The 19,842-nt window shown below is 71.1% G+C and carries 24 protein-coding genes and 1 riboswitch; of the genes, 12 read left to right on the forward strand and 12 right to left on the reverse strand.

Going from position 1 to position 19,842, the window contains the following annotated elements; all coding sequences use genetic code 11:
• Window positions 1-65: 65 nt before the first annotated feature.
• From bioD to bioB, 3 genes are read right to left on the reverse strand one after another with little or no spacing between them, the layout of a single operon-like run.
• Complete coding sequence (gene bioD, locus RB628_RS14180; RefSeq protein WP_318320752.1) at window positions 66-785, reverse strand: dethiobiotin synthase; 720 nt, start codon at window positions 783-785, stop codon at window positions 66-68.
• A 1-nt stretch (window position 786) separates the two neighbouring features.
• Entirely contained in the window at window positions 787-2,067 is a 1,281-nt protein-coding gene (locus RB628_RS14185; protein WP_318320753.1) for an adenosylmethionine--8-amino-7-oxononanoate transaminase, read from the reverse strand.
• Entirely contained in the window at window positions 2,060-3,232 is a 1,173-nt protein-coding gene (gene bioB / locus RB628_RS14190) for a biotin synthase BioB (RefSeq protein WP_318320754.1), read from the reverse strand. Before bioB ends, RB628_RS14185 begins: the two co-directional genes overlap by 8 nt.
• A 374-nt stretch (window positions 3,233-3,606) precedes the next feature.
• Here bioB and RB628_RS14195 point away from each other — a divergent pair, with 374 nt between their 5' ends.
• Window positions 3,607-4,734, forward strand: coding sequence for an 8-amino-7-oxononanoate synthase (locus RB628_RS14195; RefSeq protein WP_318320755.1), 1,128 nt, complete (start codon window positions 3,607-3,609; stop codon window positions 4,732-4,734).
• Window positions 4,735-4,812: 78 nt separating this feature from the next.
• Here the strand turns inward: RB628_RS14195 and RB628_RS14200 are convergent, their stop codons facing one another.
• Together RB628_RS14200 and RB628_RS14205 are read right to left on the reverse strand one after the other, a co-directional pair.
• Complete coding sequence (locus tag RB628_RS14200) at window positions 4,813-5,037, reverse strand: DUF397 domain-containing protein (protein ID WP_318320756.1); 225 nt, start codon at window positions 5,035-5,037, stop codon at window positions 4,813-4,815.
• 9 nt (window positions 5,038-5,046) lie between these two features.
• Window positions 5,047-5,904, reverse strand: coding sequence for a helix-turn-helix transcriptional regulator (locus RB628_RS14205; protein WP_318320757.1), 858 nt, complete (start codon window positions 5,902-5,904; stop codon window positions 5,047-5,049).
• A 212-nt stretch (window positions 5,905-6,116) separates the two neighbouring features.
• On the opposite strand from RB628_RS14205, the gene RB628_RS14210 reads away from it, so the two are divergent.
• Window positions 6,117-6,578 carry an ATP-binding protein gene (locus RB628_RS14210; RefSeq protein ID WP_318320758.1) on the forward strand — a complete coding sequence of 154 codons (462 nt, stop codon included), beginning with the start codon at window positions 6,117-6,119 and terminating at the stop codon, window positions 6,576-6,578.
• Window positions 6,579-6,587: 9 nt separating this feature from the next.
• Here the strand turns inward: RB628_RS14210 and RB628_RS14215 are convergent, their stop codons facing one another.
• From RB628_RS14215 to RB628_RS14230, 4 genes are all read right to left on the reverse strand, one after another.
• Window positions 6,588-7,484 (reverse strand): LysR substrate-binding domain-containing protein, encoded by an 897-nt coding sequence (locus tag RB628_RS14215; protein ID WP_412180652.1) that lies wholly within the window; start codon window positions 7,482-7,484, stop codon window positions 6,588-6,590.
• Window positions 7,423-7,896, reverse strand: a complete 474-nt coding sequence (locus RB628_RS14220; RefSeq protein ID WP_318320759.1) for a C40 family peptidase — start codon at window positions 7,894-7,896, stop codon at window positions 7,423-7,425. Before RB628_RS14220 ends, RB628_RS14215 begins: the two co-directional genes overlap by 62 nt.
• Window positions 7,897-7,899: 3 nt before the next feature.
• Window positions 7,900-8,079, reverse strand: a riboswitch (cyclic di-AMP (ydaO/yuaA leader).
• Between the two features lie 382 nt (window positions 8,080-8,461).
• Window positions 8,462-8,770, reverse strand: coding sequence for a hypothetical protein (locus RB628_RS14225; protein WP_318320760.1), 309 nt, complete (start codon window positions 8,768-8,770; stop codon window positions 8,462-8,464).
• Between the two features lie 7 nt (window positions 8,771-8,777).
• On the reverse strand, window positions 8,778-9,413 hold the full coding sequence (locus tag RB628_RS14230) for an ATP-dependent Clp protease proteolytic subunit (protein ID WP_318320781.1): 636 nt from the start codon (window positions 9,411-9,413) through the stop codon (window positions 8,778-8,780).
• A 239-nt stretch (window positions 9,414-9,652) separates the two neighbouring features.
• Between RB628_RS14230 and RB628_RS14235 the strand changes: the two genes are divergently transcribed.
• A complete protein-coding gene (locus RB628_RS14235) occupies window positions 9,653-10,732 on the forward strand; it encodes a zinc ribbon domain-containing protein (protein ID WP_318320761.1) in 1,080 nt (359 codons plus the stop codon).
• Window positions 10,711-10,986 carry a type II toxin-antitoxin system Phd/YefM family antitoxin gene (locus tag RB628_RS14240; protein WP_318320762.1) on the forward strand — a complete coding sequence of 92 codons (276 nt, stop codon included), beginning with the start codon at window positions 10,711-10,713 and terminating at the stop codon, window positions 10,984-10,986. Before RB628_RS14235 ends, RB628_RS14240 begins: the two co-directional genes overlap by 22 nt.
• A 93-nt stretch (window positions 10,987-11,079) precedes the next feature.
• Here RB628_RS14240 and RB628_RS14245 read toward each other — a convergent pair whose 3' ends face one another.
• On the reverse strand, window positions 11,080-12,060 hold the full coding sequence (locus tag RB628_RS14245; RefSeq protein WP_318320782.1) for an ABC transporter permease: 981 nt from the start codon (window positions 12,058-12,060) through the stop codon (window positions 11,080-11,082).
• A 197-nt stretch (window positions 12,061-12,257) separates the two neighbouring features.
• On the opposite strand from RB628_RS14245, the gene RB628_RS14250 reads away from it, so the two are divergent.
• The 8 genes from RB628_RS14250 to RB628_RS14285 all read left to right on the forward strand — a co-directional run bounded on the left by RB628_RS14250 (window position 12,258) and on the right by RB628_RS14285 (window position 17,927).
• Entirely contained in the window at window positions 12,258-12,962 is a 705-nt protein-coding gene (locus RB628_RS14250) for a TetR/AcrR family transcriptional regulator (RefSeq protein ID WP_318320763.1), read from the forward strand.
• Between the two features lie 86 nt (window positions 12,963-13,048).
• Window positions 13,049-13,351 carry an urease subunit gamma gene (locus RB628_RS14255; protein WP_055535472.1) on the forward strand — a complete coding sequence of 101 codons (303 nt, stop codon included), beginning with the start codon at window positions 13,049-13,051 and terminating at the stop codon, window positions 13,349-13,351.
• A gap of 14 nt (window positions 13,352-13,365) precedes the next feature.
• Entirely contained in the window at window positions 13,366-13,677 is a 312-nt protein-coding gene (locus RB628_RS14260; RefSeq protein WP_318320764.1) for an urease subunit beta, read from the forward strand.
• Window positions 13,670-15,391 carry an urease subunit alpha gene (locus tag RB628_RS14265; RefSeq protein WP_318320765.1) on the forward strand — a complete coding sequence of 574 codons (1,722 nt, stop codon included), beginning with the start codon at window positions 13,670-13,672 and terminating at the stop codon, window positions 15,389-15,391. Before RB628_RS14260 ends, RB628_RS14265 begins: the two co-directional genes overlap by 8 nt.
• Before the next feature lie 28 nt (window positions 15,392-15,419).
• On the forward strand, window positions 15,420-16,097 hold the full coding sequence (locus RB628_RS14270) for an urease accessory protein UreF (RefSeq protein ID WP_318320766.1): 678 nt from the start codon (window positions 15,420-15,422) through the stop codon (window positions 16,095-16,097).
• A gap of 246 nt (window positions 16,098-16,343) precedes the next feature.
• On the forward strand, window positions 16,344-17,024 hold the full coding sequence (gene ureG, locus RB628_RS14275; protein ID WP_318320767.1) for an urease accessory protein UreG: 681 nt from the start codon (window positions 16,344-16,346) through the stop codon (window positions 17,022-17,024).
• Entirely contained in the window at window positions 17,021-17,791 is a 771-nt protein-coding gene (locus RB628_RS14280) for an urease accessory protein UreD (protein ID WP_318320783.1), read from the forward strand. The genes ureG and RB628_RS14280 overlap by 4 nt, the downstream gene beginning before the upstream one ends.
• A 22-nt stretch (window positions 17,792-17,813) precedes the next feature.
• Window positions 17,814-17,927, forward strand: a complete 114-nt coding sequence (locus RB628_RS14285; protein ID WP_412180653.1) for a hypothetical protein — start codon at window positions 17,814-17,816, stop codon at window positions 17,925-17,927.
• Window positions 17,928-17,999: 72 nt separating this feature from the next.
• Here the strand turns inward: RB628_RS14285 and RB628_RS14290 are convergent, their stop codons facing one another.
• Both RB628_RS14290 and RB628_RS14295 read right to left on the reverse strand, forming a co-directional pair.
• Window positions 18,000-19,010 carry an NAD-dependent epimerase/dehydratase family protein gene (locus tag RB628_RS14290; RefSeq protein WP_318320784.1) on the reverse strand — a complete coding sequence of 337 codons (1,011 nt, stop codon included), beginning with the start codon at window positions 19,008-19,010 and terminating at the stop codon, window positions 18,000-18,002.
• Window positions 19,011-19,081: 71 nt separating this feature from the next.
• Window positions 19,082-19,831: a lysophospholipid acyltransferase family protein gene (locus tag RB628_RS14295; RefSeq protein WP_318320768.1), complete on the reverse strand. Its 750-nt coding sequence runs from the start codon at window positions 19,829-19,831 to the stop codon at window positions 19,082-19,084.
• Window positions 19,832-19,842: the final 11 nt, after the last annotated feature.

Below are 19,842 nucleotides of genomic sequence, written 5' to 3' on the forward strand. Positions count from 1 at the left end.
TGCGGGGCGGTGGGGGCTGGTCGCGCCCAGCGGCGGAGCCGCAGATCGATACAGGCCCGGCGCCCCTAAAGGAGCGCTTCCTGCTCCGCGAAATCCATCGCGTCCCATGTCCCGCCCAGCGCGGGCGCCAGCCAACTCCCAGCCATGGTGCGGAAATCGGCCGGGGGCAGTGCCCCCACCCCCGCGGGCAGCGCACCGACCAGAGGAGCCCCGGAGACCACCGGCAGGTCGGCCAGGTTGCAACGGGCTGCCAAATCCGGTGAGTCGGGCCAGCTGCCGATGACGCACCCCATGAAGGCCAGGTCCCGGCGGACCAGTTCACGGGCCGTCAGTTCCGTCGCGTTCAGCGTGCCCAGGCCCGCCGACGTGACGACCAGTACCGGTGCGTCCAGCAGCCCGGCCACGTCCGCCAGGGTTCCGCCCTCGTCGTCGAACCGTACGAGCAGCCCGCCCGCGCCCTCCACCAGCACCACGTCGTACCCGGCGGCCAGTTTCGCGGCGGTCTCCGCCACCTCGGCCGGCCGTACCGGTGGCAGCGAGGCTCGCCGGGCGGCCGTCGCGGGCGCCAACGGGTCCGGATAACGCGCGAGTTCGAGGGCCCGAACGTCACCCGCGAGTCGCGCGACCTCGTCGGCGTCCCCGCGCTCGTCCGGACGTACCCCCGTCTGCGCGGGCTTGAGCACGGCGACTGTGCGGCCGGCCGCGAGCGCCGTGGCGGCGACTGCGGCCGTCGTGACCGTCTTGCCGACCTCCGTGCCCGTCCCCGTGATCACCAGGATCGGCATGTCATCCCTCCTGTGCCGCCGCGCACACCGCGCGCGCGATCCGGGCCACGTCCGCGTCGCCGGTGACATACGGCGGCATCGTGTAGACGAGGTCGCGGAACGGCCGCAGCCACACGCCCTCGCGCACGGCCGCCGCTGTGGCCGCCGCCATGTCGACCTCGTGGTCGAGCTGGACCACCCCGATCGCACCCAGCACGCGCACATCCCGGACCCCGGGAAGTTCCGCCGCCCCGGCGAGCCCCTCCCGCAGTCCGGCCTCGATCCGCTTGACCTCCGCCCGCCAGTCCTGGTCGAGCAGCAGCCCGATCGAGGCACAGGCGACAGCCGCCGCCAGCGGGTTGCCCATGAACGTCGGGCCGTGGGCGAGCACCGGGACCTCGCCGCGGGAGATGCCGTCGGCCACCCGCGCCGTGCACAGCGTCGCCGCCATCGTCAGATAGCCGCCGGTCAGCGCCTTGCCCACGCACATCACATCCGGCGTCACCGCCGCGTGCTCCGCCGCGAACAGTGCGCCCGTGCGCCCGAACCCGGTCGCGATCTCGTCGAACACGAGCAGCACGCCGTACGCGTCGCACGCCTCGCGCAGCACCCGCAGATACGCGGGGGAGTGGAACCGCATCCCGCCCGCGCCCTGCACCACCGGTTCGACGATCACGGCGGCCAGTTCACCGGCGTGCCGCTCGATCGTCGAGCGCAGCTGGTCGGCGTACGACTCGTCGTACTCCGTCGGCGGCGCGTCCGTGAACACCTGGCGGGGCAGGACGCCCTGCCACAGCTCGTGCATACCGCCCTCGGGGTCGCACACGGACATCGGCTGCCAGGTGTCGCCGTGGTAGCCGCCGCGCCAGGTCAGCAGGCGCCGCTTCGCCGGACGGCCCACCGAACGCCAGTACTGCAGACACATCTTGACCGCGACCTCGACCGACACCGACCCCGAGTCCGCGAGGAAGACATGTTCGAGTCCATCCGGCGACAAGTCGACAAGAAGCTTCGCCAGCCGAACGGCGGGCTCGTGGGTGAGCCCGCCGAACATGACATGGCTCATCCGCGAGAGCTGCCCGCGCGCCGCCTCGTTGAGCACCGGGTGGTTGTAGCCGTGGATCGCCGACCACCAGGAGGACATCCCGTCGACCAACTCGCCCGACCCGTCGGCGAGCCGCAGCCGCACCCCGCTCGCCGACTCCACGACGAGCGGTTCGACGCGGCCCGGCATGGGCCCGTACGGGTGCCAGACGTGCCGCCGGTCCAGGTCCAGCAGGTCGGACAGGAGCAGGTCAGGCATTGGGCGCGAGGTCCGTTCCGGCACCTCGGCGTCGTACAGTGACCAGATCCGTACGCGGTTCGGGTGCCGTGTCCGAACCGCAGGTGCCCGAGTCCGTGCCGCACCCTCCCGCCGATGCCGATGCCGATGCCGATGCGGATGCCGTGCCGCAGCCAACCGCTGCCCGGTGTTCCGGCAGCGTCACCTGGTCGGTGCCCTCGATCTCGAAACCGGCGTCGGCGATCATGTCGAGGTCGGCCTTGCCGGCCTGACCCTCGGTGGTGAGGTAGTCGCCCAGGAAGATCGAGTTGGCGAGGTGCAGGGCGAGCGGCTGCATCGTGCGCAGATGGACCTCGCGGCCGCCCGCGATGCGCACCTCCGCGTCCGGGCAGACGAACCGGACCATCGCCAGGATGCGCAGACAGCGCTGCGGGGTGAGGTTCCACTCCTTGGCCAGCGGGGTGCCCTCGACCGGGATGAGGAAGTTGACCGGAATCGAGTCCGGGTCCAGGTCGCGGAGGGAGAAGACGACGTCGACGAGGTCCTCGTCGCTCTCGCCCATGCCCGCGATCAGGCCCGAGCAGGCGGACAGCCCGGCCGCGTGCGCCTTCTGGACGGTGTCGACCCGGTCCTGGTAGGTGTGGGTCGTGGTGATGTCCCCGTAAGTGGCCTCGGACGTGTTGAGGTTGTGGTTGTAGGCGTCCGCCCCGGCCTCGCGCAGCCGCTCCGCCTGGCCGTCGGAGAGCAGCCCGAGGCAGGCGCACACCTCGACGCCCTCGTTCTGGTCCTTGATCGCCTTGATCGTGCCTGCGACCCGGTCCACGTCCCGGTCCGTCGGACCGCGCCCGGACGCCACCAGGCAGACCCGCTTGGCGCCCCCGGCCAGCCCGGCCGCCGCGGCCTCGGAGGCCTCGTCCGGCTTGAGCCAGGTGTACTTCAGGATGCCGGTGGTGGAGCCGAGGCGCTGAGAGCAGTAGGAACAGTCCTCGGGACACAGGCCCGACTTCAGGTTGACCAGATAGTTGAGCTTCACCCGCCGGCCGAACCAGTGCCGGCGCACCTTCCCGGCCGCGGCCACCACATCGAGCAGATCGTCGTCGGAGGTGGCCAGCACGGCCAGCGCCTCTTCGCGGGTCGGCAACTCGCGCCGCAGCCCCTTGTCCACCAGCGTCGTCAGCAGGTCCATGGAAGTCGATCCTGACGTATCCGACGGGCCGAGGGAAAGGAGGGTTCGCACAAGAGAGGTGCTTCGACGTGTGGCTATCGCCACATCCCGGGTGCCAGAGGGGCCCGCTAGGGTCTGTTCGGCGGAGCAGGCCGCAGGGAAGCGGCGGAGCCTCATCAGTGCCGGTGGGCGGGGCCTGGCGTGCGCCGCTACAAGGCGGAGGGGGGAGTCGACGCGGAGCGTCGGCGCATGACGACAGCGCGGCGACGCGCGTGCCGGGCCACGCGTCTGCGGCGTGGTCCGCCGGACAGGCCCTAGGGTCTGTTCACTGCCTACAAACGTGTAGCTGCCCGGAAATGTGTTCCGGGAGTGCGTTCCCGTGCCCCGGAGGACTCATGGCGTTCGGCTGGATCGACCAGCAGGCCGAGGCGCGCCGCCGCGCCGGACTGGTACGGAACCTGCGTCCGCGCCCCGCCGACTCCCCGCTCCTCGACCTCGCCAGCAACGACTATCTGGGTCTGGCCCGCCACCCCGAGGTCACCGAGGGCGCGGCCCGGGCCGCCCGGCGCTGGGGCGGCGGTGCCACCGGGTCGCGGCTCGTCACCGGCAGCACCGAACTGCACGCGGAACTCGAACGTGAACTGGCCGGCTTCTGCGGTTTCGAGGCGGCTCTCGTCTTCTCCTCCGGCTACGCGGCCAACCTCGCCGCGGTCACCGCACTGGCGCCGCACGGCTCCCTCGTCGTCTCGGACGCGGGCAACCACGCCTCGCTGATCGACGGCTGCCGCCTTGCCCGGGGCACCACCCAGGTCGTCGGGCACGCCGACCCGGACGCCGTCCGCAAGGCGCTCGGTACGCACACGGGGCCCGCCGTGGCCGTGTCCGACACCGTCTTCTCGGTCGACGGGGACGCTGCACCGCTGTCCGAACTTGCCGCCGCCTGCCGGGAGTTCGGCGCGGGGATGGTTGTCGACGACGCGCACGGGCTGGGTGTCCTGGGTGAGGGCGGGCGGGGATCGGCGTTCGCGGCCGGTCTGGCGGGGGCGCCGGACGTCGTCGTGACCGTAACGCTGTCCAAGTCGCTCGGCAGTCAGGGGGGTGCGGTGCTGGGACCCGCTCCGGTGATCGAGCACCTCGTCAACGCGGCCCGTACGTTCATCTTCGACACCGGTCTCGCCCCGGCCGCGGCGGGCGCCGCCCTCGCGGCCCTCACGCTGCTGCGCCGCGAGCCCGAACGGGCCGCACGGGCGCGTGCGGTGGCGTGTGATCTGCACACCCGGCTGACGGCTCAGGAACTGGCGGCGGTACGGCCGGACGCGGCCGTCGTCTCCGTGCGCGCGCCGTCCCCGGAGAAGGCGGTGCGGTGGGCGGCCGACTGCCGGGCCGCGGGAGTGGGTGTGGGCTGCTTCCGCCCGCCGTCCGTGCCCGACGGGGTGTCCCGGCTGCGGCTGACCGCCCGAGCGGACCTGGCCGAGGAACAGATCGCACGGGCGGTACAGGTGATCGGCGAGAACCGGCCGTAGACCGGTAGTGCGTCAGTACGGTTGATCAGTGACACGCGACCATGAGTCGGCGGACCACGGCCGTGTGTCCTGGGGCGATCACCGTAACGCGGTGAGGAATCCCGCCCAGCTCTCGGGGGAGAAGAGCAGGACGGGCCCGGCAGCGTTCTTGGAGTCGCGTACGGCGAGCAGGCCGACCCGGACTTCCGTGTCCGGACGGGCCGTCTCCACACAGTTGTTCGCGCCGGTGCTGTAGCTGCTGCGCAGCCATTGCACACCGGACGGTTCGACGACGGACGAAGCGTTCCGAGGCAGTGCTGGCATGGTGCCTCCTTACACGCCGTGATGCAGACCGGCGATGAAATCCAACGAGTCCTCGGGCGAAAGGGCGTGGATCTGAAGGGTGTTGAAGGCCTCACTGTAGGCCTGGAGGTCTTCTTTCCGTTCGAGATAGAGGCTACTCATCATCTGGTCGAGAACAACCACATCCAGGTCAGAAATGGTCGGAAAGGAGAAGATAACGAAAGGACCTGTGATGCCGATGTACGCCCCCGCGGCGAACGGCAGGATCTGGAGCCGCACCTGGGGCAGCAGGGCCGCTTCCATGAGCCGTTCCAGCTGACGTGCCATCACCTCCGGGCCACCCACTTCACGGCGCAGCACCGCCTCGTCGAGGACCGCGCGCAGGGTCAGCGGCGGATCCGAACGCAGCACGTCCTGCCGGGCCAGCCGCACCTCGACCAGGGCATCGAGCCGGGTCTCCTCCAGGCCGTCCACGGCGGCCCGGGTCATCGCGCGGGCGTACTCCGGAGTCTGCAGCAGCCCCGGGACGGCCGAGGTCTCCAGGGTGCGCATCGTGCTGGCCTGTGACTCCAGGCTGATGAAGTCCCGGTAGGTGGGCGGCAGTACGCCACGGTAGGCGTGCCACCAGTGGTGCCGGCCACCGTCCTCGGCGCCCGCCAGCACGAGCAGCAAGTCGCGCGACTCGCCGCCGGGGACCTCGTACGCATCCAGAAGTAACCGGACGTCGGCCGGTTTCACCCCGCTCGTACCGGTCTCGATCCGGCTCACCTTCGACTGGTGCCAGCCCACCAAGCGGGCCGCCTCACCGCTCGTGAGGCCTGCCCTGGCGCGCAGTGCGCGCAGTTCGGATCCCAGTTTCCGGCGGCGTACCGCGGGACCGTACTGCATGGGCTGCTCCCTACTCCTGATGGGCCGCCCAAATACGTGCTGGGGTCGCAGAGTTCACCGCTTCGAGCGACAGATATATGCATATCTTGGTGGATCGCACCCCGTTACCGGCACGGGAATGGCAGTCTGGCGCGAAGCACCAGTCCGGGACCGTACTCGAACCAGCCGCTCCGTGTCGGGCCCCGGTCCTGTGGGAAAGGGACGACGTCGCCATGGCAGACCACCTGGAAGCATCCGTCACTCTGCCGAGCGATCCCGCCTCGGTCTCCGCCGCCCGCGCATATGTCGCCGACGTACTGGCGGAATGGGGGCTGCCGAGTGACGCCGAAGCGGCCGACACCATCCGCCTGATCGTCTCGGAACTCGCCACCAACGCCGTACAGCACACCTTCGGGTTGTCACCCACCTTCACGGTGGACATCGCGCTCGACCGTGACGAACACCTGCGCATCGGGGTGACCGACAGCCACCCGCGCTTCCCCAAACGCCTGCCCGCCGCCGTCCAGCAGGACAACGGCCGCGGGATGGTCATCATCCGCTGGCTGACCGCGGAGTCGGGCGGCAAACTGCGCGTCCGTCCCACCCGCGAGGGCGGCAAGACGGTGTCGATCGAACTCCCGTGGACGGCCCCGGCCAGGCCTCCGGTACCGGCGGCCGGCCAGCAGGAGCCGTAACGGTTCGGCTCAGGTCGGCCCCTGCACTCCGCTGCCGTGGGCTCGCCCGAACGCGCCCCGCAGCAGGGCGCGGAAGGCGTCGGCCGCGGGCGCGGTCTCGTCGGTACGGCGGACGACCGAGATCGTCCGGCGGAGGTCGCCCGGCTCCAGCAGCCGGGTCCCGACCGGCGTGACCGCCGTCCGCGCGACCATCTCCGGTACGACCGCCACCCCGAGGCCCGCGCTGACCAGCGCGCACACCAGGGCGTACCCCGGCGTCGCCACCAGCACCGACGGAGTGGCGCCCGCCCGGGCGAGGGCCGTTTCCACGCTCTGTCGGGGCGGATGGTCCGGCGCCATGCTGATCAGCGGCTGGCCCGCCAGCTCGGTCAGGGGCAGCCTGGACGAGTCCCCGGCCAGCACATGGCCCGGCGCGGTCACCAGGACCAGCTCCTCGACGAGGACCGGCTCGGCGGCGACCGACGCGGGCAGCGGTGCGGGTCCGCCCGGTTCGTAGGCGTGCGTGAGCGCGAGATCGACCTCTCCGGCGGCTACGGCGGCCACCCCGGCCGGCGGTTCGTAGTCCGCGACCGACAGCTCCACGTCCGGATGGGCCCGGCGGAACGCGCTCAGCACCGGCGGCAGCAGCTGGATACCGGCCGTCTGGAAGGTGCCGAGCCTGAGCGCGCCGCCCGACAGGCCGGTGAGCCGGGCCAGTTCGTGCCGGGCCCGCTCCAGCTCGTCCAGCACCCGGCGGGCCCGCGCCACCAGCAGCTCGCCCGCCGGTGTGAGCCGGGCGCCCCGGTGATGCCGTACGAGCAGTGCGGGGCGGCGGCTCTGGCAGCCGCCCCGCGCTCCGGGCGGGTCAGCTGACCCGGCCGTACCAGACGCTCTTCGTCCAGATCTTCTGGAGCCTGACGACGTCACCGGTCTTCGGGGAGTGCCAGATCTTTCCCTTCCCGGCGTAGATGCCCACGTGGTAGACGTTCGAGCCCGAGTGGAAGAAGACCAGGTCTCCGCCCCTGCGGCTCTTGGCGGAGATGTGCTTGGTCTTGTTGTACTGGGCCGCCGCCGTACGAGGCAGCTTCTTGCCCGCCTTCTTGTACGAGTAGAGCGTGAGCCCGGAGCAGTCGAACCTGCTCGGTCCCGCGGCGCCGTACTTGTACGGGGAGCCCTTCTTGGAAGCCGCGATCTGAAGTGCCTTCGTCGACGGTGCGATCGCCGCGGCGTCGGTTGCGGCACCGGGGATCACCAAGCTGCCGCCCACGGCGGCGAGGGTGAGAGCCGAGGCCGTACCGGCACGGGTCATCAGCGACGGGACACGATTGAGCGCAGACATGCGCAACCCTTCGTCAGCCGCCTGTGAAGGATGACCTGTCGGATTCGGGCTGGCGAAGTTGCCCGGCCGCTGCTGCGGCTTCACCCCAAGGGCTGCTCGGCCCGGTCATGGCGTGACCGTTCCGGCGACCCGTCGTGCTTGGGTCCTCCACTCCTGCCGATGCACATCTGTCGACCGGTCATCCGGGCGGCGGCAGGACTCGGCGTCCGCCCGGATCGCCCCACCGTTGTGGCGGGGGCTTGTCGTCAGGAAGGGATCTTGGCTCATGGAAGTATGAAAATCCCAATGGAATCGGGGCTTTGTGGTGTTACTCACCGCTGCCCCATTCGGGTGGACACCCGTACCCCCGGGCGACTTTCGAGGGGGTCGCGCACCCCCGGACCAGCCCTGAAACGTCTTCGTTCCGGCTGGGAACTACGCGCGTCGCGCAAGGCGAACGGGCCCGTCGAGGGACCTACGGCTACTCCGAACGGGGGATGGTATCCAGTCACGTCCCGTCCCGTTCCGGACAGTCCGTCACCGCGACACGTGGGCCCGTCCGATACGAGTCCGCCGACCGGGTGAGTCAACTGGCGGGCTCACGCGGAACGGTGACACGCGCCGTGCGGCGCTCCCCGTCGAGGACGCGCAGCGCACGCGCCAGCGTATCGGCGTGCACCTCGGCCTCGCCCCGCTGATGCATCAGCTCCAGCGCGTCCCGCAACGCCACCGCCTTGGTGACCAGAGCCTGCGCGGCCCGCAGTCCGCGGTACGTGTCCCCGTGATACGCCGGGTTGATACGGCCGAGCAGATCGGCCACTTCGAGATATCGGTCGATCAACTCGCCCTCGGCGCGCGTCAGGGCGGGCAGCGGAGGCAGTTCGGGCGGAAGCATCGGCGGCTCACCTCGTGCCGGGGGCGGGGTGCGAGGACCTGCGGCTGGGCACGACCCGGTCCACCAGCCCGTATTCCAGGGCGGCTTGGGCGTCCAGGATCTTGTCCCGCTCGATGTCCGCGGCGACCTGCTCCGGGCTCTGTCCGGTGTGCCGCACGAGCAGTTCTTCCAGCAGGGTACGGACCCGGCCCAACTCCTGGGCCTGAATGGCGAGATCGCTGGCCTGGCCGTGGATCGGCTCGGGCAGCGAGGGCTGGTGGATCAGTACGCGGGCCCCCGGCAGCGCGCTGCGCTTGCCCGGCGTACCCGCGGCCAGCAGTACGGCCGCCGCCGACGCCGCCTGCCCCAGGCAGATCGTCTCCACCTCGCAGGTGACGAACTGCATCGTGTCGTAGATCGCCGTCATCGCGCTGAACGAGCCGCCGGGGGAGTTGATGTACAGCGAGATGTCCCGGTCGGGCGCCAGGTATTCGAGATGCATGAACTGCGCCATCACGTCGTTCGCCGAGATGTCGTCGACCGGCGTCCCGAGAAAGACGATCCGCTCCTCCAGCAACTTCGAGTACGGGTCGAGCGTGCGGTGCCCGGCGCTGGTCCGTTCGGTGAACTCGGGCAGGACATAGCGGGCTGACGGTTCGTCGATGGCCTTCATGGCGCGCGCCTCCTCGGTGGCTTCCGTAAAAAATGTACAGGACGTACAGAGTCCGCCGCGAGGGCCTCCGCGAGGTGCTCGCTGACAGCGAAAATGCCGTGGAGCAGCTCGCCGCACGAGGCACGCGCTGTCGGTTGCCCGCGGAGTCAGGTGGGTGGGTCTCGGCCGGGCCGCCGTGGAAGGGGTGCCGTCAGTCGTGTCCCGCTTCGTGGTGTGAGCGACCTTGCTCGATGCGTTCCGGTATGCCGCGCGTCGGCCACCCCATGGGGCACGGTTGGGCGGCGGCCCGCTGGGCCGTCGACCAGGCGACCGCGCTCGGCGCGTCCGTCATCTACCTCGAAGACCTCACCACCCTGGAAACCCGCGGCCACCGGCGGGGCAACGCCCGCCTGTCGGGGCAGGTGCGCGGCACCGTGGCCGAGGCGATCCGCCACCTGGCCGCGAAGGCCGGGCTCGCGGTGGTCACCGTCCCGGCCCGGGGCACCTCCAGACTCTGCCCCGGCTGCCTGAACGCCCTCACCCACCACCCCGCCCCCGACCGGCTATCCGAACGCGGCTGGAAATGGGCGCACTGCGCCGGGTGCGGGCTGTCCATGGACCGCGACCACGCCGCCGCCCGCCGCATCGTCTCCCGCGGCCTGCTCGCCCAGACCCACACCACCACCGAACGCACCACCGGGACCCGGACCATCCACACCACGGTGGAGGGCACCGTGACGCTGGTCCGGCGCCCGAAGAAGACCACCCGCCGCCTGCGCCGCCAACGCCACGCGGAGGCGGCCCCGCCCCGGCCGGCCGGTCCGAAGACCACCCCGGGCAAGGGGCACCCCACCCCCACCAGACTCACCGCCCCCCGGCACCGGACCGCCCGGCGCGCTGCCAAAGACCCAGCCCCGGGCCCGGCCCGGGACTCACAGACTCCCCGCCGTATGCCCGATGTGCGTACGGTCCCCGCCACCACCCCCACCGGGGTGGTCCAGCGTCCGGCGGGGCATGACACCACGACACCAGCAGCGTGCAGGCCGGTGCCAGGTCATGCAGTACCCGCACCCCGCCAGCTCGAAGACCTTCCTCGGCCCGGCCGGGTGCGGCTCTCACGCAGAACCTGTCGACGGCGCACCCGCGCGCCCAGCGGACCGGCTTCCACCACCTGCACGCCACCGAAGTCCACCCCCTCACCCCGAGGTTCGGACCACCCGACGGCAACCGCACACGGCCACGCCGCGCCCGAAAAGCCTGGAAACCACAGGCACACACAGAGTTCTAGAGACGCTCTAGGCTGGAACACATGGCCTACGAGATTCCGGTGACGCAAGCCAGGGCTGAACTCGCCGACCTGATCAACAAGGTGGTGTACGGCGGTGAGCGCGTCGTCGTGACGCGGCACGGCAAGCCCCTGGTCGCCCTGGTCTCCGCAGCCGACCTGGAACGCCTCGACGAGCTGGACGCGGCGGAGGAGCAGGTCGTCAGCGCGGTCTCCAGCGTCAGGGAGGTCCCTGCGGTGCCCGTCGAACGGCAGCGGTTCGGCATCGCGGCGGAGCACCGGGGGCCCGGGGCCCGCTGAGCGGACGCGCGGGGGGTGATGGGCACGGCGGGAGAAGGACAGGATGCCCCGCCCGCCGCAGCGGGGGCACCCGGTCGGGTTCCGCGCGGGCGGTCAGTTCACAAAAGCGGGTTCCCGCTCGGCGGTCGTCACCGGCGCGCAGTCCCTGTCCTCCGTACGGCGCTTGAGCGCACTGCCCAGCAGAACCGCGCCCAGACCCAGGGCCGCCCACCAGGCCAGCGTCAGGGCGGGGCCGAAGGCCGCCGCGCCGTCGAAGAACGACACCGAGCGGAGCAGGGAGGCGCCGGCGCCCGGCGGCAGCCACTGACCGATCGTGCCCGCCGGCTCGGGCAGCAACTGCGGGGCACTGGACGCGCCGGAGAACGGGTTGCCGATCAGCACGACGGTCAGGCCGCCGAGGCCGATTCCCGCGGTTCCCAGCAGCGCGGCGAGTCCGGCGACTGCACCGCTCACGGCCAGCGCCGTCAGTCCCAGCGCGGCTGCCTCGGTCCACCAGTCGCCGGTGAGCACGCCGAGCCAGCTGTGCGCGATCGCGGCGGCGACGACACCGACCAGCGCGGCGGCGGCCAGCAGCGCACCGGCCGCACGAACCCCACGCAGACCGAGCAGGGTGACCACCGCGCCGGCGGCCACACCGGCGAGAGCCAGCGGCAGCACGCTCGCGCCGAAAGCGCCGCCGCGCGGATCGCTCGCGGCGGCGGGGACGACATCGACGGTCGTGACCTGGGTGCCGGACCGCGCCGCCTGTGTGGTCACCGCCTGCTGGAGCAGCTGGGAGACCAAGGGGCTCGCGGCCGACGCGGTGAGCAGCTTCGGACCCTGGGCGGTGACGACCACGGCACCGTATACGGTCCGGTTCTCGATGGCGTCCCGGGCGGCGGCCTCGTCGGCGTAGTGGTGGATCTCGAAGGCGCCCTCGTGTGCCGACAGTTGCTGCTCCACCTGGGTGACCGCGGCGGCCGGGCCCGCCACCCCCAGGGGCAGGTCGCGGGGGGCGGTGCGGGCGGCGGGCCAGGCGAAGGCCCAGAGCGCCAGTGCGACCAGGACGGGGATCAGGACGACGACGGCGATCATGTGGCGGCGGTGCCTCTGGGCGGTCGCAGTGCTCGTGACGGCCGCAGCCGCCGCGGTGGGCGTGGTGGGCATGGTTTCCCCCTCGAATCGACGGGACCGACGATCCAAAAAGAAGGATCGTTCGTTTTAGGTACGTCATCACCGTCCCGCCGCCCGCTTGTCTTGTCAAGAAGGAATGTTCGTTTTACTTTGGTGGCATGGCTCGCGTATCCCAGGAACACCTCGACGCCCGGCGCCGTCAGATCCTCGACGGGGCGGCACTCTGCTTCGCCCGCAACGGCTTCCACGCCACGTCGATGCAGGACGTGCTCAAGGAGGTCGACCTTTCCGCCGGGGCCGTCTACCGCTACTTCAGCGGCAAGGAGGAGCTGATCGCCGCCATCGTGACCGAGGTGCTCCAGGAGGTCCGTGACGCCTTCGAGACCGCGGGAGAGCAGAGTCCGCCTCCGCCCCCGGACGAGATCGTGGGCGAGGTGATGAGCAGGATGCTGGGCCTGCGCCCGGGGCTGGTGCATGAGGGAGCGGCCGTCTTTCCCCGGCTGATCATCCAGGTGTGGGCCGAGACGCTGCGTGACGGCGCGCTGTCGAAGGTGCTCAACGAGGGCTACGCCCAGGTCCGCGTGCCCTGGGTGCGGGTGGTCGAGCGGTACCAGGAGACGGGGATGATGCGTGCCGACGTACCGGCCGAGAGCGTCGCACGGACCATGATCGCGGCAGCTCAGGGATTCCTCGCACAGATGGCCCTCTTCGGCGGTGCGCCGGTGGAGGTGCTTCAGGACGGGCTGCGCGGACTGATGAGCATGGGCGCCCCCGCTCCCGGGGGCCGAACGGGTCGAAGGCCGGTTGACAGCGGGTCGCTCGATCCCCGGGCGGTTAACGTCCCTGAAACTCCGGCCAACTAGCGTGCCCATCTCGCCACCAGCGGTTTTGGTGGCATCGGGCAACCGGACCCCGCACGGTCCGGAGCGAGGATGTGAGGTGGGACGCCGTGCAACTGACCCCGCACGAGCAGGAGAGGCTGCTGATCCATGTGGCGGCGGACGTGGCCGAGAAGCGCCGGGCCCGTGGGCTCAGGCTGAACCATCCCGAGGCGGTCGCGCTGATCACCTCGCACATTCTCGAAGGCGCCCGGGACGGTCGTACGGTCGCCGAGCTGATGTCCTCCGGACGCAAGCTGCTGACCAGGGAGGACGTCATGGAGGGCATCCCCGAGATGATCCACGACGTCCAGGTCGAGGCGACCTTCCCGGACGGCACCAAGCTCGTCACCGTCCATGACCCGATCGTCTGAGGGGCGGGACTGCCGTGATTCCCGGAGAGATCCTGTTCGCCGACGGACCCGTTGAGTACAACGAGGGCCGCGAGGTCACGACGATGACCGTGCTGAACGCCGCCGACCGGCCCGTCCAGGTCGGCTCCCACTATCACTTCGCCGAGGCCAACCCCGGACTGGAGTTCGACCGTGTGGCAGCGCGCGGCAGGCGACTCAACATCGCCGCCGGCACCGCCGTCCGCTTCGAACCCGGGATCCCCGTCGACGTGGAACTCGTTCCGCTCGCCGGCGCGCGCATCGTGCCCGGACTGCGCGGGGAGACCGGAGGTGCCCTCGATGCCTGAGATCTCGCGTGCCGCGTACGCCGACCTGTTCGGCCCCACCACCGGCGACCGTATCCGGCTCGCCGACACCGACCTGCTGGTCGAGATCGAGGAGGACCGCAGCGGCGGTCCCGGACTCGCCGGTGACGAGGCGGTGTTCGGCGGTGGCAAGGTCATCCGCGAATCCATGGGCCAGGCGCGTGCTACGCGCGCAGACGGCACCCCGGACACGGTCATCACGGGCGCGGTGATCGTCGACCACTGGGGCATCGTCAAGGCCGACATCGGCATCCGTGACGGCCGGATCACCGGCATCGGCAAGGCCGGCAACCCCGACACGATGGACGGGATCCATCCCGACCTGGTCATCGGTCCGGAGACCGAGATCATCGCGGGCAACGGCCGGATCGTGACGGCGGGTGCCATCGACGCGCACGTCCACCTGATCTGCCCGCAGATCGCCGACGAGGCGCTCGCGTCGGGCATCACGACCATCGTCGGCGGCGGTACGGGACCGGCCGAGGGCTCGAAGGCGACGACGGTGACCCCCGGTCCCTGGCACCTCGCCCGGATGCTGGAGGCGATGGAGCAGTACCCGCTCAACTTCGGTCTGCTCGGCAAGGGCAACACCGTCTCGCACGACGCGATGCTCTCCCAGATCCGCGGCGGCGCCCTCGGTCTGAAGATCCACGAGGACTGGGGCTCGACCCCGGCCGCCATCGACGCGGCCCTGACCGTCGCCGACCGCACGGGCGTCCAGGTCGCCATCCACACGGACACCCTCAACGAGGCCGGTTTCGTGGCCGACACGCTCGCCGCGATCGCGGGTCGTGGCATCCACGCGTACCACACCGAGGGTGCGGGCGGCGGCCACGCGCCGGACATCATGTCCGTGGTCTCCGAGCCGCACGTCCTGCCGAGCTCGACCAATCCGACGCGGCCGTACACCGTCAACACCGCCGAGGAACACCTCGACATGCTGATGGTCTGCCACCACCTGAACCCGGCGGTGCCGGAGGACCTGGCGTTCGCCGAGTCACGCATCCGGCCGTCGACGATCGGGGCGGAGGACATCCTGCACGATCTTGGTGCTATTTCCATTATTTCGTCCGACTCTCAGGCCATGGGCCGGGTCGGCGAGGTCATCATGCGGACCTGGCAGACGGCTCATGTGATGAAGCGGCGGCGGGGGGCTCTTCCGGGCGACGGCAGGGCCGACAACCGTCGGGTACGTCGTTATGTCGCCAAGTACACGATCAACCCGGCCCTCGCGCAGGGCCTCGCGGGGGAGGTGGGCTCCGTGGAGACGGGCAAGCTCGCCGACCTGGTCCTCTGGGAGCCCGCGTTCTTCGGGGTCAAGCCGCATCTCGTCATCAAGGGCGGGCAGATCGCGTACGCGCAGATGGGCGACGCGAACGCCTCGATCCCGACTCCGCAGCCGATCCTGCCCCGGCCGATGTTCGGGGCGATCGGGCGGGCGCCTGCCGCCAACTCGTTCAACTTCGTCGCGCAGTTGGCGATCGAGGACGGACTGCCGGAGCGGCTCCAGCTGGGTAAGCGGTTCGTGCCGATCGAGTCGACGCGCGCCGTGACCAAGGCCGACATGCGGGAGAACGACGCGCGTCCGGACGTACGGATCAACCCCGACAGCTTCGCCGTGCACATCGACGGGGAGCTGGTCGAGGCCACTCCGGCCGCCGAACTGCCCATGGCCCAGCGCTACTTCCTCTTCTGATGAGCACTCTTTCCTTGGGCAGGGCCTGATGAGCAGGGCAGCGTTGCTCGTCCTGGCCGACGGCCGTTTCCCCGCCGGAGGGCACGCGCACTCCGGCGGGGCTGAGGCTGCCGTCAAGGCGGGGCGGATCACCGGGGCCGCGAGTCTGGAGGAGTTCTGCCGGGGCCGGCTGCACACGGCGGGGCTGGTGTCGGCCGCGCTGGCCGCGGCCGCGGTGCTGGGAGTCGATCCGGTGGCACTCGACGGTGCGGCGGACGCTCGGACGCCGTCGCCGGCGTTGCGTGTTGCCGCGCGCAAGCTGGGGCGCCAGTTGATGCGGGCGGCGCGGGCGACCTGGCCGTCGGCCGAACTCGACGCACTGGCAAGGGAGTTCCCAAAGGGAGCGCATCAGCCGGTCGTGCTGGGGCTCGCGGCGCGGGCGGCGGGGCTGGGGCCGGAGGATGCGGCGTACTGCTCCGTGTACGAGAGCGTCAGTGGGCCTGCTTCGGCGACGGTTCGGTTGCTGAGTCTTGATCCGTTCGATGCGACCGGGGTACTGGCTCGGCTGGCGCCGGAGCTGGATCGTGTCGCGGACCGGGCGGTGGAGGCGGCTCGGGGGGTGGGGGCTGGGGGCGGCGTTGACGCGTTGCCCGCGGCTTCCGCACCGATGCTGGAGGTGAGCGCGGAGGGTCATGCGGCTTGGGCGGTGCGGTTGTTCGCGTCGTAGGGGTTCGCCCCCGCCTCCCCTGTCCGTTCCCATCCACTGGGGGCTTGCCGCCCCCCAGACCCCCGCTCCGGCCCTGAAAGAGCCTCGGTCTCAACCGTCGGACGGGCTGGGAATGCCGCCCGGCACCGAGAAGTTCGAGGGTGCCTGGCGAAACGGACCGGCAACGGGCGGATGGGAAAGCGATCCCGGACCGTCGACGCACACGCACACGCACAACAACAGCAGCCAGAACAGGAGCCGTATCCCATGCACCTCGACCACTCCCACCCCCAAGTCGGCGCAGCCGTGGGCGCGGACGCGCACCGCCCCGACGGCACCCGCCGCGCTCTCCGTATCGGCCTCGGCGGCCCCGTGGGGTCCGGCAAGACCGCCACCGTCGCCGCCCTCTGCCGCGCCCTCCGTGAGGAGTTGTCCCTCGCCGTCGTCACGAACGACATCTACACCCGCGAGGACGCCGAGTTCCTGCTGCGCGAGGCCGTGCTGCCGCCCGAGCGGATCACCGCCGTCGAGACAGGCGCCTGCCCGCACACCGCGATCCGCGACGACATCTCCGCCAACCTCGAAGCCGTCGAGGACCTGGAGGACGAGGTCGGGCCACTCGACATCGTGCTCGTCGAGTCCGGCGGCGACAACCTCACCGCCACCTTCTCCAAGGGGCTCGTCGACGCGCAGATCTTCGTGATCGACGTCGCCGGCGGGGACGACATCCCGCGCAAGGGCGGCCCCGGTGTCACCACATCGGACCTGCTCGTCGTCAACAAGACCGACCTCGCGCCGTACGTCGGCTCCGACCTCGGCCGGATGGCCGCCGACGCGAAGACGGCGCGCGGAGAGATGCCCGTCGTCTTCCAGTCGCTGCGCAGCGAAGCCGGCGTCGCGGAGGTCGCCCTGTGGGTGCGGGCGCGGCTCACGGCGTGGACGGCATGAGCGTCGGCGTACGGGCCACCGCTCGGATCGTCGCCCGGGAGAACGGCCGGGGCGGCACCGCCCTTCCGGTGCTCGACGGCGACGGACCGCTGGCACTGCGCCGCATCCGTGCGCACGGAGACGAGGCCCGCGTCATGCTGGTCGGCGCCATGAGCGGCCCGCTCGGCGGCGACCACTTCGCCGTCGAGGCGGAGGTGGGGGAGGGCGCCCGACTGCATCTGGCGTCCGCCGCGGCCACCATCGCACTGCCGGGTCAGGCGAAGGGCGAGGCCCGCTACGACGTACGGATCGTCGTCGCCGACGGAGGCGAACTCCGTTGGCTGCCCGAGCAGTTGATCTGCGCCCAGGGCAGCGAGCTGTACGTCGCCACCCGAGTCGATCTCGCGCCGGGCGCCCGGCTCGTGTTCCGGGAGGAGCAGGTGCTCGGGCGCTCCGGTGAGGAGCCCGGACGGCTCGGCAGCCGTCTCACGGTGCGGGTCGGAGGCCGGGTCGTCCTCGACCAGGAGCTGGCCTGCGGCCCCGGAGCGCCGGGCGGCTGGGACGGGCCCGCCGTACTGGCGGGACATCGCGCCCTCGGTCAACTCGTCGTCGTACGGCCGGAGTTCGTGCACACCCCGGTCGAGGCCCGGCTGCTGGGGGAGGGGGCCGCGCTCGTCCCGCTCGCGGGCCCCGCCGCGCTGGTGACCGCGGTCGCACCGGACGCGCTGCGGCTGCGCCGGGTGCTGGACGAGGCACTCGGGGCGCTGGAGTCGACGTCCCTCTGCTGAGAACGGCAAAGCCGCACATCGCGTGACCGGGCGCGCCACCCGGTGCGTCAACGAGCGGGTGGACACCTACCTGCGCACCGCCAGGGCGGACGCGGCGGACGTGACCTGCGCCCCGCGCGCCGCACCGAAGCCGTAGCAGCAGGAGCGGCAGCGAGTCGTCGTACGAGGTGAGGGGCGGCCAAAGACTCCTCTTGACGCCCCCTTCCCGTCACGCGGGCCAGGCGTCCTCCGCCGCGTAGTCGAAGAGGTCGCCGTATGCCTCGTACATCCTGGGATACGCCTTCCGCCAGTCCTGCCCGGCCAGCCGGTCCTCGATCCAGGCGACGGTCTCCGGCAGGCTCTCCGCGTACGTGACGACGGGCCGGTAGCCCAGCTCCCGTGCGGCGGCGGACATGTCGCACACCACGGGAACCGGTACCGACCACGGCGTGTCGCCCACGGTGGGTGCCGGGGGCGGTCCGTCCACCAGGACGGTCTCCACCTCGACCCCCATCACGGCGTCGATCGCCCCGGCGATCTCCGCCACCGTCGGCGCCTCGGCATCGACGGCGTTGAGGACCCGGGTCCCCGGCTGTGCGGCGGCCAGCCGGATCAGCTCGGCGATGTTGTGGACGCTCGCCGGATGGAAGCGGCTCGCGCCCCCGTGGGCGAGGACCCGACGGCGCCGCCCGTCCAGGTTGCGCTTGACGAAGTACAGCTCGCGCGGGGTGCGGCAGTACGGCCCGTGGATCGCGCCCGCCCGCAGCAGTGTGGCCGGCAACTGATCTCCGGCGACGAGGAGTTCACGTTCGAGGCCCGCCTTCCTGGTGCTGTACGAGCCCTCGCCCGGCCGGACCGTCCGCCGGCCCTCGGTGATGGGCACGGGGTACTCGGGGAAGCCGTCGGGCTCCGTCTGTGTGTCGAAGTTCCGTCCTTTGTCGTCCTCGTACACGGACAGACTGGAGATCACCACGGCCGACCCGACCCGGCCGGCGAGTCCGGTCAACTGCCGTGCGTGCTCGGGCCCGTAGGCCACCATGTCCACGAGGACGTCACACCCGTCGCCCACGACGGCCGCGAGCGCCGTCTCGTCGGCCCGGTCGGCGGTGCTCACCCGCACCTCGTCCGGCCAGCTCACGTCCCGCGCGCCGCCCCGAGATACGGCGGTCACCTCCCACCCGTCCCGGGCGAGCGCCCCCACCGCCACCCGCCCGATCTGCCCGGCCGCTCCGATCACCACAGCTCGTCTCATGGAGCGACCGTAACCGCTGAAACCGACCCGTCCAGCGGGGATTAGCTACGAGCAGATCGTCAACTGAGCGGCATGCGCGGGAACTTGCGCCCCCGCTGCTCCTTCTCCGCCTTCTTCTCGGCGGCCTTCCGCGCGGCCTCCTCCTTCTTGGCGACGGCCGCGTACTGGTCGACGTACTCCTGCTCGGAGAGGGAGAGGATGGCGTACATGATCTCGTCGGTGATGGCCCGCAGAACCGCCTTCTCGTTCTCCATCCCGGCGTAACGGGAGAAGTCGAGCGGTTTGCCGAAGCGGATCGCCACGGGGTGGATGTTCGGGATGACCTTGCCCGGCGGCTGTGCCTCGAAGGTGCCGATCATCGCGCACGGGATGACGGGCACCTGGGCCTTGAGCGCCATGACGGCGACCCCGACCTTGCCTTTGTACAGCCGTCCGTCGTGTGACCGGGTGCCCTCCGGATAGATGCCGAGTAGCTCGTCCTTGCTCAGGACCCCGAGCCCTTCACGGATCGCCGCCTGCCCGGCCTCCTTGCCGGACCGGTCCACCGGAATCTGCCCGGCGCTGCGAAAGAAGTACGCGGTCAGCCGCCCCTTGATCCCGGGCCCCGTGAAGTACTCGGCCTTCGCGAGGAAGGTGATGCGCCGTTTGAGGATCGCGGGCATCAGGAAGTGGTCCGAGAACGACAGATGATTGCCGGCGACGATGGCGGCGCCCGACGACGGTACGTGTTCGAGCCCTTCGATCCGAGGCCGGAAGACCAGTCTCAGCAGCGGCCCGAGCAGCACGTATTTGAGTACGTAGTAGAACAAGGGCGTCGCTC

The sequence above is a fragment of the Streptomyces sp. ADMS genome (genome assembly GCF_033441795.1).
In the GTDB taxonomy this organism is placed as follows: Bacteria; Actinomycetota; Actinomycetes; order Streptomycetales; family Streptomycetaceae; genus Streptomyces.